Genomic DNA, 13,944 nt, shown 5'->3' on the forward strand with positions numbered 1-13,944 from the left:
CATGAAGATCGTCTGCGACAAGTCTAAGCGGCATGCCAATCTGGCAAAGCATGGCCTGGACTTCGCCGGTGTCGGCGAGCTGGACTGGCAGACCGCTGTCGTGGTGGAGGCTTTACCGGCAGACGGCGGTTGAAGCCATCGCTTATTTCCGCGATGGCGCCGCTGCCGTCGTATTCGCCTTGCTCGGCATGGAAGCGATCTCGATCAACAGCTTCCGGCCGGCGAGCAGGAATGAAAGAAGGTGCCTTCCATGACCAAGGCCGCACGCGCCAATGTGCAGAGATCGACCCCGACCTACTCGGCCGAAGATATTCAGGCTGTCGATTTCCCAGAGATGAGCACCGAAGAGCTCGCAAACCTGCGGCCGGCCGGCGAGGTGCTGCCGCCCGACTTCTTCGACGCGATGAAGGAGCTGCGCCGCACACGCGGTCGCCCGTCTGTCGAGCACCCGAAGAAGCAGGTAACGCTGCGGCTCGATGACGACGTTCTTGAAAGCTTCCGTGCCACCGGCAAGGGCTGGCAGGGCCGCATCAACGCCGCGCTGCGCAAGGCGGCCGGGCTCTAAGGCCGTCTCCAGCATGAACCGCCACGCCCCCTTGCCCCTGGTTGATGGCACTGGTTCCAGGCGTCAGCGCCAGGCTCCCACGACGCCCCCCACAAATTGATGGTCCGCTCCCGCTGCTCCACCATTTTCCCGCAAGCCAAACAATGCTAACCCTCGGCCACACTTCTAGAAAGGCCACCCTGCTTGTTCCGCCTGCCGCTTCTCGTCGCCCTCAGCCTGATCATCGCCTTCGGCGGCGGCATCTGGTCGACCCTCATCGCGCTGGATGCGACGGAAGGCTTCGGGGCGATCAAGCTCGGCGCCTGGGAAGCCTTTCCCCAGGCCCAGACGATCGATGCCGACCCCTATGCCAAGGCGCACCGCGCCAATGACGGGCGGTTGCTGTTCGGCGGTGCCGAGGGGCTAACGTTTTCGGCCAGCGTCGACAGTTCAGGCGCGCCGCTGTCGGGCCAGTGCAGTTATCGGATGACCGGTCAGACGCCACCGGCGCGGCTGTGGACGCTGTTCGCCCAGAGCAGCGGCGGCGAAGCGGCAACCGCCTTCGGCGACCTGCCGACGGCACTCAATTCGCACACCGTGCTGCGCCGTGGCGACGGCAGCTTCGAGATCACCATCGGCGCGGCCGCCGCGCCCGGTAACTGGCTGGCGGTCAGGGCCGGCCAGTCCTTCCGGCTGGTGCTCAACCTGCTGGACACGCCGACGGCCGGCAGCACGGGTCTGATCGACCTCACCATGCCGTCGCTCCAGCGCATCGGGTGCGGCAATGCTTAGACTGCTGCTCGCCATCGTCGCCGGCATCATCGGCGCCGCGCTCCTGCATCTGGTGATCATCCTGTCGCTGCCCTCGTTCAGCGAGCGCGACGCGTTCAGCCGGGTCTCCGGCGAAGGCGCGCCGTTCCGCTTCCATCCGCTGGGCGCGCGGCCGGATGCCGCAGGGCTTGCCAAGGAAGACCCGTTCCTCGAAGTCGCCGTCTGCTCGTTCGACCTCAGCGACGAGCCGGTGCGGATTTCGGCCGAAGGCCGCGTGCCCTTCTGGTCGCTCGCCACCTTCGACAGCGCTTCCAACGAGACGTTCAGCATCAACGACCGCACGTCGGCGGGCGGCGAGCTGGACGTGATCGTCGCGACGCCGGTGCAGGCGACGGCGCTGCGCAAGGAAATGCCGTCGACGCTGATGCAGTCGATCATCGTCGAGACCCAGCAGGTTCAGGGATATGCCGTGTTGCGGGCGATGGCCCCCCAGCAGAGCCTGCGGCCGTCGACGACGACCTTTCTCGCCGGCGCCGATTGCAGCCCGATGGCCTGGGAATAAATTTCTGTCGAACCGGGCCTCAGTGCGTGTCGGACCGTAGCGGAATGCCGTCGAGCCGTGGAGCCTCCCGTTCGTCGATCCGCTCGTAGCGTACGCCGAGGAACAGCAACAGCTCGGCCTGCGGCCTCTGGCCCAGCCAGATCTCCGGCTTCAGCGGCGGGTGAACCGGCACGCGCTGCGGATGCGTGTCGCGCCAGGTCTTCAATTCAACAATCTCGGCCATGCGCGTCTCCTTCGAGGACTTCGAGAGGGATGAAGGGACGTCCGATTTCATCCTGCCCGACCTGCGGGCCGGCGCATCCTCGACCGAGGCATCCGCGCCGTTCTCGTTCAAGGCTGCGGCCAAAGTGCAACCGCAGGCTCCAGCGATGCATGCGAACATGAGGCTCGGTGCGTCTCTACCCTTGCCAAGCCAGTCCGGGTTCGAACCGGATTGTGCTGCCGCCCTCTCCACCAGGAGAAGCCTCATGCGGTGTGACCCGGATTGAGCCATAACAGGGTTAACAGGAGGTTAATGCTAATAGATTGCGGCTCTCGTGGAAGCGCAGGTCCTCGTGCCCTCTCCGCCGCACCGATCGGCCACGCCATCACGGGTTGCCGAAGCATATCCGGGCTCTCCAGAGTTCGATGCGGGGATTGCCTGCAACGGTTCGATACAAGCAACGCCTTCTGCTGTCTCATTGTGCGCTTCTTCACCAGCCATTAACCGCGTGCTGCATAGCATGTCTTAACCATGCCGAGAGGGCGACGGCGGGTAAATCCCCTCGCCTCCTCACCCTGTCCAGTGACGGGATCCCGGCGGATGATCCGTCGCGGGCAAGCTCGACTGTCTATCTTTTGTAATGCGTCGGTGGATATGACCGTGGACCGGTATCGTGAACTTGAGAGGCCGCAGGCCATGCGCAGAAAGGATGTGGTTCTGATGGCCACGGTAACCAGTTTTGAGGAACTGCCGCATCCGACAAAGTCGGAACTGCGACAGTTCGCGGAACTGTTTTCGCCGCTGTTCTCCGCCTCCAGCGAGGAAGCCCGCCGACAGGCCGTGGCGTCGCTGTCGCAGTCGCGGAACGTGCCGCCGGCCGTCGCATTCTTCATCGCCTGCCAGCCCATCGCCATCGCCGCGCCGTTCCTTGTCGCCTCCCCCTGCCTCGACGACGAGACACTGGTGACCATCGCCCGCACCCAGGGCGAGGAGCACGCGCGCACCATCGTCAAGCGCGACAATCTTTCGCCGGCCGTCATCGATGCGCTGGTCGGACTGCGCCAGAGCCGCAGCCCCGCCGAACGGCCGATCGAGACGACAGCCGCCATCGAACACACCGGGTCAAATACCGTCGAGCCGCCTGCCCCCCAGGCAGACGCGCAGGCGGACCGCGAGGAAGCCCTGCGATCGCGGCTGAAGCAGATGGCGGCACAGCATCACCGCCCGCATACGGACCGTCTTGGGCTTCGTACCATCACCGCCGTGCAGGAGGCGCTGCTCGTGCGCTTTGCCCGCACCCGCGAGGCCGACGCTTTTGCGACAACGCTCTCCGACGCGCTGTCGGCCAGCCGCTGGCTTGCCGAACGCATCATGCTCGACATCTCCGGCCATCAGCTTGGCACGACACTGAAGGGCATCGGCATGAGCCGCCGGGAGGCGCTGTTCGTGCTCGAACGGTTCTACGGCCATCTGCGCGAGGCGATTGGCGACGAGACGCGCGGCGCTATCCTGTGGGCGCAACTCGATGAGGACGCGTGCATCCGCCGCGTCGACGCCTGGCGCCGCGCCGATCACTATACCTATGCGGATCCCGCATCGGGCACGGCAAACGCTTCCCAAGCGCAAGGCCTGCGGACCACGGCCACCCATCGGCCGCTGAACATCGCCCGAGGCGGCCGGTAGGCCGATCGCAGCTACTCTGCCGGCTAGGTGTCGTCTGTGACCGGAAACAGGTCGCCGAGCGTGTCGACATCCAGTTCCACCAGCCACAGATCGCTGTCAAAACGGGCCTCACGGGCGATCGTCGCGTCGACATCCGCGGCTTCGACGCGCGTCAGCCGCCGTTCGAAGCGACGCTCGCCATCCTCGCCCGCCATCATCTGCGGCGCCGGTGCATAAAGGTCCTCGGTACCGTCGCGGTGTCGGTGGCGGATGAAGATCGCGCCGGCCTGGTCGGCACCGCGTCGCTCGATCGCGGCAAATCCGCCAAGCCCGAAGACACGGCGCGTCAGGGCAGAAATGAAGATGTCGGATCGCAGGCGCATGGCATTTCTTAGCCTACGAGCCCGATGAAGAACAGCACCGGCGAGTATGCCGTCATTGAAGTTTCGATAACCGTCAGGCCGTACTCTTGGCGGTCAGGGATCGCAGGCGTGCGCCTGAACCCGCAGACATCCGCCTCGCCCCCACGGAGACGCAATGGCCAAGTACAAGTATTCCGACCATCTGGTGCGCAGCGAGGTCGCGGCCTTCGACAAGCAATGGCTGCCGGGTCAGGTTCCGCCGAATGCCGGCATCTACCGATGCAGGACCTGCGGCGACGAGATCGCGGTCGGCAAGCGGCAGGCATTGCCGCCGTCGCATCACGAGCACCGGGTGCTCGGGCCGGTCGTCTGGCAGATGCTGGTCTTTGCCCAGGAACACCCGAAGTAACCTGTGAGGGTCGATGCGGCGGCTTAACGTCGCCGTGTTCGTCATCTCTGACGAAGGCTTCAGAGCGCCCCGATCGAGCGCAGCTTGCGCAGCACGATCTCGGAGGGTTCACCGTTCTCCGGCAGCCGGTAATGCTTCTGGAAGTGCCGGATGGCAGCCCGCGTCTGGGCGCCTGCCACGCCGTCGATCGTCACGTCGGTATAGGCGATGTTCACCAGGCCGCGCTGGATCTGCATGACGAGGTCGACGGCCGAACCGGCGGAAACATTGGTCGGGCGGGCGGCGACCTGATCGGCCCGCGTCGCCCGGGCGTTGACCGGCGTGTCGGACGGCACATCTGCCGGCGGAACGATGGCGGGCCGCGGCGCAGATGCCGCCTGCGTCGCATTCCGCTCGGCCGGAGCACGCTGCGGAGCCGGGCGTTCGGAGGCGCGGATGGCGGCTGCCACCGGATCTTCCGCCGCAAGCTTGCCGGCCGGCCGCTGGGTCGGCACGACCTTGGGAACGACGGGCGGAACAACGGGGGTGACGGCGGCTGCGGTCTTCTCTTCGGCCGGCTGCGCGATCAGCGGATCGACGAACGGCTGGATCGCCGGACGTGACGTGCCGGAGGTTATCGCGGTCGACTGTGGCAGTTCGATCGCCGTCGGCGCCGGCTGCTCCGCCGGCCTTACCGGCAGCACGTCCGGCACTTCGTTTTGGCGTTCGATGTGGAAGGTGGTGACCTCGCCAGGCGCATCGCGGTCGGCGGGACGATAGCCGGCAATGGCATTGGGATCTTCTGGGTCGCGGGTCTGGAAGAAGGGGTGCGGATGGCCGCCCGGCTGGTACCAGAGGGCGTTCGCGGCGACAAAGCTGAAGGCGACGGCGGCGCAGACGCCACCCGCCAGCGCGCGCGGCTTGCGCGCCACCAGACGTCCGGCACCGACCACTGCCTGCCAGAGGATGCCGGGCTGCTTCACCGGCCTCTTCTTCCGGTCAGGCGCTTTTCGCTTCCGCGCGCTCATGCGCCAATCCCTGTCCATATGTTACGGCCACATCGCCGAGAGCTCTCAGACGCGGCGGGAATTCGATCGTCTCTCCGGTTTCATGCCCGGCTTCCAGATCGTCCCGGCCGTCGATCGGGAGGGTGATGGTTACCACGGTTCCGTCACCCGGGCGACTTTCAATCTCGAACCGTCCACCGTGAAGCGCAACCAGCCCCTTCACCAGCGCCAGTCCGAGGCCGGTTCCCTCAAAGGCGCGGGCGTAGTCGCCCTGCACCTGCATGAAGGGCTGGCCGAGCATGGCCATCTTGTCGGCGGCGATGCCGATGCCGGTGTCGCTGACGACGAGCTTCACGTCACGGCCAACCTGCGCCGCATCGATGGACACGACGCCGCCCGACTTGGTGAACTTGATGGCGTTGCCGGCAAGATTGATCAGGATCTGCTGCACCGCGCGCTGGTCGGCGGTCACTTCACCGAGCCCACGGGCGATGCGGGTGGTGAGCGTGATGCCCTTGCTGCGGGCCTGCAGGTCGAGCATGGCGCGGCAGGTCTCCACCGCGTCGGCGATGCGGAAGGGTTCTGTCAGCAGTTCGTAGCGGCCGGCCTCGATGCGGCTCATGTCGAGCATCGTGTTGACGACGGCCAGCAGATGAGCGCCGGACTGGCGGATCAGCGCCACGTATTCCCGCTGGCGGTCGTTTTCCAGGCGGCCGAAATATTCGCCTGCCAGCACGTCGGAGAAACCGAGGATGGCGTTGAGCGGCGTGCGCATCTCGTGGCTGACGGCGGCCAGGAAGCGCGACTTGGCATCATGCGCCGATACCGCTTCTTCCCGGCGGGCGACGATCTCGTCGCGCAGCTGCAGTTCGTCGGAGATATTGCGCATCTGGACGAAGATGCCGACAAGATCGCCCTCTCCGTCCGAGAGGCCCGACAGGTCGAGCCGTGCGGCGAGGAACTGGCGGCCGCCCTCGGCATCGAGGCCACGCTCGATCCTTGCATCGACCAGCGCCACGCTCTCGCCCTGGCGCAGAGTGTCCAGCGCCTGGGCAACGGCAATGCGGTCGGAGACGTGGACGAGTTCGGCAAGCGACAGGCCGAGCGGATCGCGGCGGAAGGTCGGCAGGAGGTTTTGGTCGCGGCCACCGGTGCGCAGCACGATGCCGTGTGCGTCGCAGTGGAAGACGACACCCGGGCAGGCCTCGAAAGCGAGGTCGTCGGCAGCGGTCTCGACAGGCTGGATCTCCCGGCTGCGCGACAGGCGGACGGCGGCAGCGGCAAGGCACACCAGGCTTGCCAGCATCAGCGCGGCGGCGACCGGCAGGGCCAGCGCCGGGCTCAGCAGCATGGCCGACATGGCCGGCAGCAGCAGCAGGCAGGCAAGGCAGGCAAGGGCCAGCACGCGCAGCGCAACGACATCGCCGGTGCGCACGCAACCGTTGTCGCCGAGCTGCTGGAGCCAGCGAAGGGAGGCCCGATCGATGCTCCGGATCGCCCTTTCGCCAATGTTGGTCAATACGCGCACTCTATACCCTAACCGCGAATCTTGATGCCCAGACCTTAGGCGTCGGGCGCTTAAGGAAACTATAAACGAAGCCCCCTGGAGGGGTCCGCAAAGGCCCAAAACAGCCGTTTCGCTGTCCCGGAACGAACCATCGTCCGGCGTGGTTAATGGGGCGTAACCAGCGGAATTGTTTCAATTTTCCGGATCTCGTTAAGGATTGCGGCAGGCTCCCCGCCCGCTCTTCCCCAGCTTTCCGGCGCGCCCGCCACAGTTATGCTTAACGGCGACCGCTAAAGTTTGACGAAAAGCCGCCGGAAGCCCCCCGGAAAGGGTGATCGATAAAATTTGATGCAAATGCGATTCAAAACGCAGCTTTTGCCGCAATCGGACGTTTCCCGGTCGAGCCTAGGTTGGGCTCATCCAAGACCGGAAGCGATCCGGCGCCGACGAGAAGCAGCAGGTGAACGAGTATGTGGTTCCTGATCAAGACAAGCGTGGTGTTTGCGGCCGGCCTGGTGGTGCTGTCTTATTTCAGCAGCCACCCGCAGGCGCCGACCGAGAATACCGCCGGACAGCTTCAGCTCGCCGATGCATTCACCGCCGCCACCGGTGCCTACACCTATCTCAGCGGCCTCTGCAGCGAAAAGCCCGAGGTCTGCGTCAAGGGCGGCGAAACCTTCACCGCCCTTGCCATCCGCGCCAAGGAAGGCGCCCGGGTGGCCTATGAATTCCTCGATCGCCAGCTGGCGCCGGCCGAACAGGCTGCTGCGACGGCATCGGCCTCCCCTGCCGCACATCCGTCTGCGCTTTTGCCGTCGATGCCGAAGCTGACGCTGACCTCGGCGCCCAGCCAGCCGCTGCCGCAGAAGCTGGCCGAGGCAGAGGGTCGCCGTTCGACCGACAGCGTGGTGACCGGCACCGTGCCGCTGCCGCAGAAGCGCCCGGAGCGCTGAGACCCTTCTTCCAAAGCTTGCACCGGATCTTCCGATGCCTGTTCTGCCTGTCACCTTTCAGCCGATTGCTGGCGCCGCGAGAAACCTGTTCTCGCGGCGTTTTTTTCGTTTTCGTGGCGGTGGGCGACACCTATATGAGACGCAAGCCCAAGGAGCCCGCATGACCAGCATCGATAAGATCATCGAAGACTTCGAGTTCCTCGAGGATTGGGAAGACCGCTATCGCTATGTCATCGAACTCGGCAAGGCACTGCCGGACCTGCCGGACACGGACCGCACCGCGCAGAACAAGGTGAGCGGCTGTGCCAGCCAGGTCTGGGTGGTCTCGCACCCGGGCGACGGCAGCGATCCCGTTATGCGCTACGAGGGCGATTCCGACGCGCACATCGTTCGCGGACTGGTGGCCATCGTGCTTGCCGCCTATTCCGGCAAGCGGGCGTCCGAGATCGCCACCACCGATGTCATCGAGATCTTCGACCGGATCGGCCTCGTCGAAAACCTGTCGTCGCAGCGGGCCAACGGATTGCGCTCAATGGTCAAGCGGATCCGCGACGAGGCACGCGGCATCGTCTCTCACTAGCTCCTTAAAGCCGTCAGAGATCCGGACGGTAATCCTCCGCTCCCCAGCGATGGCTGAACCGACGCTGCGGCACCGGCGGCGCGTAATGCCGGGCAAGCGCCATCAGCGCGGTGCGCAGCATCAGCTTGGCGGAACGCACCGGCCATCCGCGTTCGCGCTCCACAAGCTCCAGCCCCTTGCCGAAGCAGCAGACGTCGAGCGCCACGCCGGCAAGCTCCGGTCCCATGGCGTCTGCCGCCTCGCCCACCCGGTGGCGCGCCGCAGCCGCCATATCGGTCAGATCGGCCATCCCGCCCCGTTCGCCCTTACCGCGGATTTCCATCTGCGGCTCCCAGCGCGCGGTAACCCGCGGCTGCAACTGCCCGCGGTCGAAATCCCGCGCCAGCCGTTCGCCCGCCTCCACGGCATCGGCAGGCAGGAAGGGCTTGCCTGCCCGGTCCTTCAGACGGGCAAGCCCCGCCAGCGGCTGGTCGGCGAGATTGCGGCGCACCGGCTGGCGCATGCCCTCCACCGGGACGCTGTCGGCGACGATCTCCCGATGCTGTTCGGCATAGGCCGTATCCGCGACTGCTTCGCCTGGCAGGGTCATCAGCTTTGCCCGGCGCAGGAAGCTGATCGCTTCCGGGCGGGCGAGGATGCCGCCGGCATCCTGCTTGACCAGTCCCAGCGAAACCGCCTGTCGCAGCACGCTGCGATGAACGACCTGCGTGCTGTCGCCCACCTGCAGCAGCAGGCTGTCGGGCTCCGACGATGTCTCCACCGGCTGAAGCTTGCGGCCGTCCAGCAGGCAGCGCAGCAGGCGCGACAGGTTTCTTGCCTCCGCCCTCGTCACCTCCTCCGGCGTAATCGCCGCAGCGGTACCCGCCTTCTGCCCTTGCGTCGTTCTGGATCTAGTCATGGCGCGGCACCTCCATGCGGGCGAAGACGGCCGAGACGATGCGCTCGACGGATGAAATGAAATCGTCGTAGACGCGGTCGTCGCGGCGATCCTCCACCACGTGGCAGGCGTGCCCGACGGTGGTCCGGTCGCGGCCGAAGGCCGGACCGATCTCGCTGAGCGGGATGCTGAGCACGACATGGCAGACATACATGGCGATCTGCCGGACGTGGCAGAGCATGCGCCGGCGGTCCTGGCGCAGGCGCACGCGGTCGCCCGACAGGTGGATCATCTCCGCCACCATGTAGCGGACGATGCGGCAGATCTCCACGCATTGCATGGCGGAGGGCGGCGTGACGACATCATGCATGCACCGGCACCAGGCGGGCGTCACCTCAGCCGACGCATCGGCAGGCGCCGGCGACGTCAAGGTCGGGCGGCCCGTTCGCGGGGATGGCTCTGCAGCCGCTTGCCGGCCGGGCGTTTCCCGAAGGCTCCGGTTTGTCGGAGCGGGTGGCACAGGCTGCGTGCGACGGGGGATTTCCAATGATCTCTGGTAAGGCATGAACAACTCCCAAATAGGAATTAATTCATACACCCGCAGAGATCTGTGTGGATAGCAAAAAGCGCACGCTGGGGATGCAGCGCTGATTTTCCGAGAATTTTAGAGGTTATTGACACCGAGCGTGGGATTATTTTCCTTCGCACGTCCCCGTCTCTCTACCACGCCGAAAGCGCCGGAGGCGATCTTGCCGGAGGGGCCCGCATCGGGTCCATCTCCGGCAAAGACAGGACGCGGCGCCATCGGACGCCGTCGTAGAATGCGCCGCAAGGCAGCGCGCTGTGCGTAGTCTGCTCCCGTGACCGGGAGGGCATGCAGGACGCGCTTGTTTGCCGGCGCTTGCGGATGTGCGCGTGTCGCGACCGTTACTTGGCGCGCTTGCGGCGCTGACCGAGGCCCATTTCCTTTGCCAGGCGCGAGCGCGCTTCGGCATAGGCAGGTGCGACCATCGGATAATCCGAGGGAAGACCCCACTTCTCGCGATATTCTTCGGGCGTCATGTTGTAGTGCGTCATCAGATGGCGCTTGAGCGACTTGAACTTCTGGCCGTCTTCCAGGCAGATGAGATAGTCGTCTTCGATCGACTTGCGGATCGGAACCGGCGGCTTCGGCTTTTCGACCGCGGCCGGGACCGGCGCGGGCGATGTGGTGTTGCTGAGGGCGCTGTGGATATCGGCGATCAGGTTGGAGAGGTCGCCAACCGGAACGACGTGGTTGCTGACATAGGCGGCGACGATATCGGCGGTCAATTCCACCAGAAGATCGGGCGCCTTGCCGGCTACGGGTTCTGTCATTTCTTGTCTCCTGTTTCGTTCGACTGACAGGTCGAAACGAGACCTGCCGCTTGCAGAGCACGCCGAATGCCAAAGTGCGTGTCCCGTTCTTCCACAGGAACGTAGATCCACCCCTAGATCTACGCGGGAACGATTTTGGGCCGAAGGCTGATGCAGATACTGGTCTAAGCCGACCGGAATCAACAAGCCCTAGCTTTTCCATTTGATATGTTAGGAAAATTAGGGCTAATGCATATGTCGAACCAGTATCATCATCTGCGCTCTACAGAAAAGCGATTAACACCCTTCGGATGAAAGTCCAAATACAATTTGCGGGTATTTTGGCATGCCTGAGCTGCCGTTGAAAGGCGAATATCTCTGCAACGCCTGCCGGCTTAGTGGCGGTTTCCAAGTAATCCGCGCCGACCAATAGTTAATCCAGCGGACGATCACGCCGCAAGTCGTCGACGACCGTCTTTCCATACAGGCGATAGCCGACTTGATGTGCCGCCTTGGCAAGAAGATGTGCCGAAATAGGTGCCGTCAGGATGAAAAACAGGAAACCGGCGATCGACCGCATGAAGATCGCCATGTCACCCGCGTGCAGGCCTGCGGCCAGCAGCAGGAGACCCGATCCGACGGTCCCGGCCTTCGACGCCGCATGCATGCGGGTAAAGAGGTCCGGCAGCCGCACCAGACCGATCGAGGCGATCAGCGCGAAGGCCGCACCTGCGACCAGCAGTGCGGCGGTGATCAGGGTGAGGACGAGGCTCATCGCTTGGCTCCCGGTGCTGGGCTCTCTGCCACGCCGTCCGGCGGATAGGCCCGGCCATCCTGCGGATCGCCCTCCTCCCCCTCCTCGTCGGCCGTCCGGCGCGACAGGATGAAGCGGGCAAATGCGACGGTCGCCAGGAAGCCGACCAGGCCGAGTGCGATCGCCACGTCGATGTAGAGGGTAAAGCCGGTCTTCACGGCAATCACGGCGATAAAGCCGATGGCTATCCCGACCAGCATGTCGAGGGCGACGACCCGGTCGCCGAGCGTCGGGCCGGCAATCACCCGCCAGGTCGTCAGCAGGAAGGACAGGGCAAGCAGGGCAAGGGCGATCCAGATGGCGCCGGACATCAGCAGCTCGTCGTTCATCAGCGGAATGCCTCCATGATCTTGCGCTCGAAGCCGTTGGCGATGTCACGGCAGGTACCCTCGACGTCGGTGCAGTCGATCGCGTGGACGTAGAGCAGCTTGCGGTCCGCCGACACGTCCACCGACAGGGTGCCGGGCGTCAGCGTGATGAGGTTGGCGAGCAGGGTGATCTCGAAGTCACGGTCGACCGTCAGCGGATAGGCGAAGATGCCGGGCTGCACCTCGAGCTTCGGCCGCGTCACCAGCACCGCGACCTTCCAGGCCGACAGCGCCAGTTCCTTGAAGAACAGCGCGACCAGCGAGCCGATCCGGGCGATCCGCCGCAGGTAGCTGACGCCCTCCGCCTGCTCCCGGATGAGGCCGATCGCCAGCGCCGAGACGAGAAAGCCGAACAGGAAGTTGATGAAACTGGCGCTGCCGCTGACCGCCAGCCAGACGACGGCGAACATGACGTTCATGGCGAATGCGGTCATGGCGCGGCTCCCGGCGGAAACACCGACTGGATATAGGCGGATGGCTGAAGGAGACCCTCGGCCGCACTCTGCGACAGGTTGAGCGGCACTTCAGGAAACAGGCCGAAGAGGGTGATGATCGCCACCAGCGCAACGATCGGGACGGTGGCCCAGCGCTGGCGGCGCGGCCGCGTGCCTATGCCTGATGCGACCTGCGGCTCGCTCGCCGGGCGCCAGTAGGCTAGCAGGAAGACACGGGCGAGCGCGATGGTCGACAGGAAGCCGGAGACGAGGATCGCTGCTGCCATCCACCAGGCGCCGACATCGAGGGCTGCCTTTACCAGCATGATCTTCGGCCAGAGACCTGAAAAGGGCGGAAGGCCGGCGACCGCCAGGAACAGCGCCAGCGACAGGAAGGCGAACCCCGGCGCTAGCCGGTAGAGGCCACCCGCCGCGCCAAGGCTCCAGGTGTGCGACAAGGCGGCGGCGCGGCCGACGACCAGATAGAGCGCCGTCATCGCGAGGATCGAGTGCAGCGCGTAAAGTACGGCGCCGGCGATGCCGGTCACCGTGCCGAGCGCGATGCCGGCAAGGATGTTGCCGATGCCGGCGATCACCGCGTAGCCGACCATCCGCCGCAGATCGTTCTGCGCCAGCATGCCGAGCGCCCCGACCAGCATGGTCAGAACCGCGACGCCGCCGATCACGAGGCTCAGTTCCTCGCGCTGCAGCGGAAACAGCATGACCACCACCCGCATCAGCGCATAGATGCCGACCTTGGTGAGCAGGCCACCGAACAGTGCCGACACGGTGATGCGCGGCGTGTGATACGAGGCGGGCAGCCAGAAATTCACCGGAAAGGCTGCCGATTTCATCGCGAAGGCCAGCACGAACAGGGCGGTCAGCGTCATTAGCGGCGCGTTGCCGATGTCGCGGACCCGCAGCGCGATGTCGGCCATGTTGAGGGTGCCGAAGATCGCATAGAGGTAGCCGACGGCGATCAGGAAGAAGGTCGTGCCGAGCAGGTTGAGGATGGCGTATTTCAGCGCTCCGTCGATCTGCTCGCGCTCCGAGCCGAGGATCAGCAGGCCGAAGGAGGAGATCAGCAGCACCTCGAACCAGACATAGAGGTTGAAGATGTCGCCGGTCAGGAAGGCGCCGGAGACACCAGCCATCAACAGCAGCAGGAAGGGGTAGAAGCCGTAGCGGCGCCCGCCTTCGTTGATGTCGTCGAGCGCGTAGATGCCGGCGACAAATGCTGCGATCGCCGCGGCGAGCGCCATCAGCGCGCCGAAGATGTCAACCGTGAAGGCGATGCCGAAGGGCGGCAGCCAGCGACCCATGACCATGGTGACCGGTCCGCCGGCAACCACCTTCCACAGAAGTGCCGCATCGATCAGCACCAGCAGCGCAAGGCCGGGCAGCGCGATCATCGCGTGCAGGCGCGTCCGGTGTCGGATCATCATGACGATGGCACCGAGCCCGATCATCAATGCCGGCGGCAGGACGACCAGCCAGTCGGCCAGCACTGTGGGTGCCATGCCGAAGGCGGCGGAAAGATCGATCGGGGCGGATGTCGGACTTGCCATGATCCCTCCT

18 protein-coding genes and 1 pseudogene are annotated in these 13,944 nt (G+C 65.2%); 8 read left to right on the forward strand and 11 right to left on the reverse strand.

What is annotated here, in order from left to right; all coding sequences use genetic code 11:
- Position 1 precedes the first annotated feature (1 nt).
- From AAIH46_RS08945 to AAIH46_RS08960, 4 genes and pseudogenes are all read left to right on the forward strand, one after another.
- Positions 2-254: pseudogene (locus AAIH46_RS08945) on the forward strand (BrnT family toxin).
- On the forward strand, positions 251-565 hold the full coding sequence (locus AAIH46_RS08950; RefSeq protein ID WP_430305504.1) for a BrnA antitoxin family protein: 315 nt from the start codon (positions 251-253) through the stop codon (positions 563-565). The pseudogene AAIH46_RS08945 and the gene AAIH46_RS08950 overlap by 4 nt, the downstream one beginning before the upstream one ends.
- Before the next feature lie 183 nt (positions 566-748).
- Entirely contained in the window at positions 749-1,336 is a 588-nt protein-coding gene (locus AAIH46_RS08955) for a DUF1214 domain-containing protein (RefSeq protein WP_430305505.1), read from the forward strand.
- On the forward strand, positions 1,329-1,877 hold the full coding sequence (locus tag AAIH46_RS08960) for a DUF1254 domain-containing protein (RefSeq protein ID WP_430305506.1): 549 nt from the start codon (positions 1,329-1,331) through the stop codon (positions 1,875-1,877). Before AAIH46_RS08955 ends, AAIH46_RS08960 begins: the two co-directional genes overlap by 8 nt.
- 19 nt (positions 1,878-1,896) lie before the next feature.
- Here AAIH46_RS08960 and AAIH46_RS08965 read toward each other — a convergent pair whose 3' ends face one another.
- On the reverse strand, positions 1,897-2,100 hold the full coding sequence (locus tag AAIH46_RS08965; RefSeq protein ID WP_430305507.1) for a hypothetical protein: 204 nt from the start codon (positions 2,098-2,100) through the stop codon (positions 1,897-1,899).
- A gap of 699 nt (positions 2,101-2,799) precedes the next feature.
- On the opposite strand from AAIH46_RS08965, the gene AAIH46_RS08970 reads away from it, so the two are divergent.
- A complete protein-coding gene (locus tag AAIH46_RS08970) occupies positions 2,800-3,762 on the forward strand; it encodes a DUF2336 domain-containing protein (RefSeq protein WP_430305508.1) in 963 nt (320 codons plus the stop codon).
- Between the two features lie 23 nt (positions 3,763-3,785).
- Here AAIH46_RS08970 and AAIH46_RS08975 read toward each other — a convergent pair whose 3' ends face one another.
- Positions 3,786-4,124, reverse strand: coding sequence for a DUF1491 family protein (locus AAIH46_RS08975; protein ID WP_430305509.1), 339 nt, complete (start codon positions 4,122-4,124; stop codon positions 3,786-3,788).
- Positions 4,125-4,278: 154 nt separating this feature from the next.
- Here AAIH46_RS08975 and AAIH46_RS08980 point away from each other — a divergent pair, with 154 nt between their 5' ends.
- Positions 4,279-4,512, forward strand: a complete 234-nt coding sequence (locus tag AAIH46_RS08980) for a hypothetical protein (protein WP_430305510.1) — start codon at positions 4,279-4,281, stop codon at positions 4,510-4,512.
- 59 nt (positions 4,513-4,571) lie between these two features.
- Here the strand turns inward: AAIH46_RS08980 and AAIH46_RS08985 are convergent, their stop codons facing one another.
- Both AAIH46_RS08985 and AAIH46_RS08990 read right to left on the reverse strand, forming a co-directional pair.
- Positions 4,572-5,474: a peptidoglycan-binding protein gene (locus tag AAIH46_RS08985; protein ID WP_430305511.1), complete on the reverse strand. Its 903-nt coding sequence runs from the start codon at positions 5,472-5,474 to the stop codon at positions 4,572-4,574.
- A 16-nt stretch (positions 5,475-5,490) separates the two neighbouring features.
- Positions 5,491-7,026 (reverse strand): sensor histidine kinase, encoded by a 1,536-nt coding sequence (locus AAIH46_RS08990; RefSeq protein ID WP_430305512.1) that lies wholly within the window; start codon positions 7,024-7,026, stop codon positions 5,491-5,493.
- A 449-nt stretch (positions 7,027-7,475) separates the two neighbouring features.
- Between AAIH46_RS08990 and AAIH46_RS08995 the strand changes: the two genes are divergently transcribed.
- The gene (locus AAIH46_RS08995; RefSeq protein WP_430305513.1) at positions 7,476-7,958 is read left to right on the forward strand and encodes a DUF5330 domain-containing protein; all 483 of its coding nucleotides are present in this window, start codon (positions 7,476-7,478) and stop codon (positions 7,956-7,958) included.
- Positions 7,959-8,118: 160 nt separating this feature from the next.
- A complete protein-coding gene (locus tag AAIH46_RS09000) occupies positions 8,119-8,538 on the forward strand; it encodes a SufE family protein (RefSeq protein WP_430305514.1) in 420 nt (139 codons plus the stop codon).
- A 13-nt stretch (positions 8,539-8,551) separates the two neighbouring features.
- On the opposite strand, the gene AAIH46_RS09005 is transcribed toward AAIH46_RS09000, so the two are convergent.
- From AAIH46_RS09005 to AAIH46_RS09035, 7 genes are all read right to left on the reverse strand, one after another.
- Positions 8,552-9,436 (reverse strand): DUF6456 domain-containing protein, encoded by an 885-nt coding sequence (locus AAIH46_RS09005; protein ID WP_430305515.1) that lies wholly within the window; start codon positions 9,434-9,436, stop codon positions 8,552-8,554.
- Positions 9,429-9,785: a helix-turn-helix domain-containing protein gene (locus AAIH46_RS09010; RefSeq protein ID WP_430305516.1), complete on the reverse strand. Its 357-nt coding sequence runs from the start codon at positions 9,783-9,785 to the stop codon at positions 9,429-9,431. Before AAIH46_RS09010 ends, AAIH46_RS09005 begins: the two co-directional genes overlap by 8 nt.
- Before the next feature lie 557 nt (positions 9,786-10,342).
- Complete coding sequence (locus AAIH46_RS09015) at positions 10,343-10,771, reverse strand: MucR family transcriptional regulator (protein WP_430305517.1); 429 nt, start codon at positions 10,769-10,771, stop codon at positions 10,343-10,345.
- Between the two features lie 412 nt (positions 10,772-11,183).
- Positions 11,184-11,525, reverse strand: a complete 342-nt coding sequence (mnhG, locus tag AAIH46_RS09020) for a monovalent cation/H(+) antiporter subunit G (protein ID WP_430305518.1) — start codon at positions 11,523-11,525, stop codon at positions 11,184-11,186.
- Positions 11,522-11,893 (reverse strand): cation:proton antiporter, encoded by a 372-nt coding sequence (locus AAIH46_RS09025; RefSeq protein WP_430305519.1) that lies wholly within the window; start codon positions 11,891-11,893, stop codon positions 11,522-11,524. The genes mnhG and AAIH46_RS09025 overlap by 4 nt, the downstream gene beginning before the upstream one ends.
- Positions 11,893-12,366, reverse strand: coding sequence for a Na+/H+ antiporter subunit E (locus tag AAIH46_RS09030; protein WP_430305520.1), 474 nt, complete (start codon positions 12,364-12,366; stop codon positions 11,893-11,895). Before AAIH46_RS09030 ends, AAIH46_RS09025 begins: the two co-directional genes overlap by 1 nt.
- Positions 12,363-13,934, reverse strand: coding sequence for a Na+/H+ antiporter subunit D (locus tag AAIH46_RS09035; protein ID WP_430305521.1), 1,572 nt, complete (start codon positions 13,932-13,934; stop codon positions 12,363-12,365). The genes AAIH46_RS09030 and AAIH46_RS09035 overlap by 4 nt, the downstream gene beginning before the upstream one ends.
- Positions 13,935-13,944: the final 10 nt, after the last annotated feature.

It is taken from the genome of Rhizobium sp. 0TCS1.26 (assembly GCF_050455525.1).
In the GTDB taxonomy this organism is placed as follows: Bacteria; Pseudomonadota; Alphaproteobacteria; order Rhizobiales; family Rhizobiaceae; genus Neorhizobium.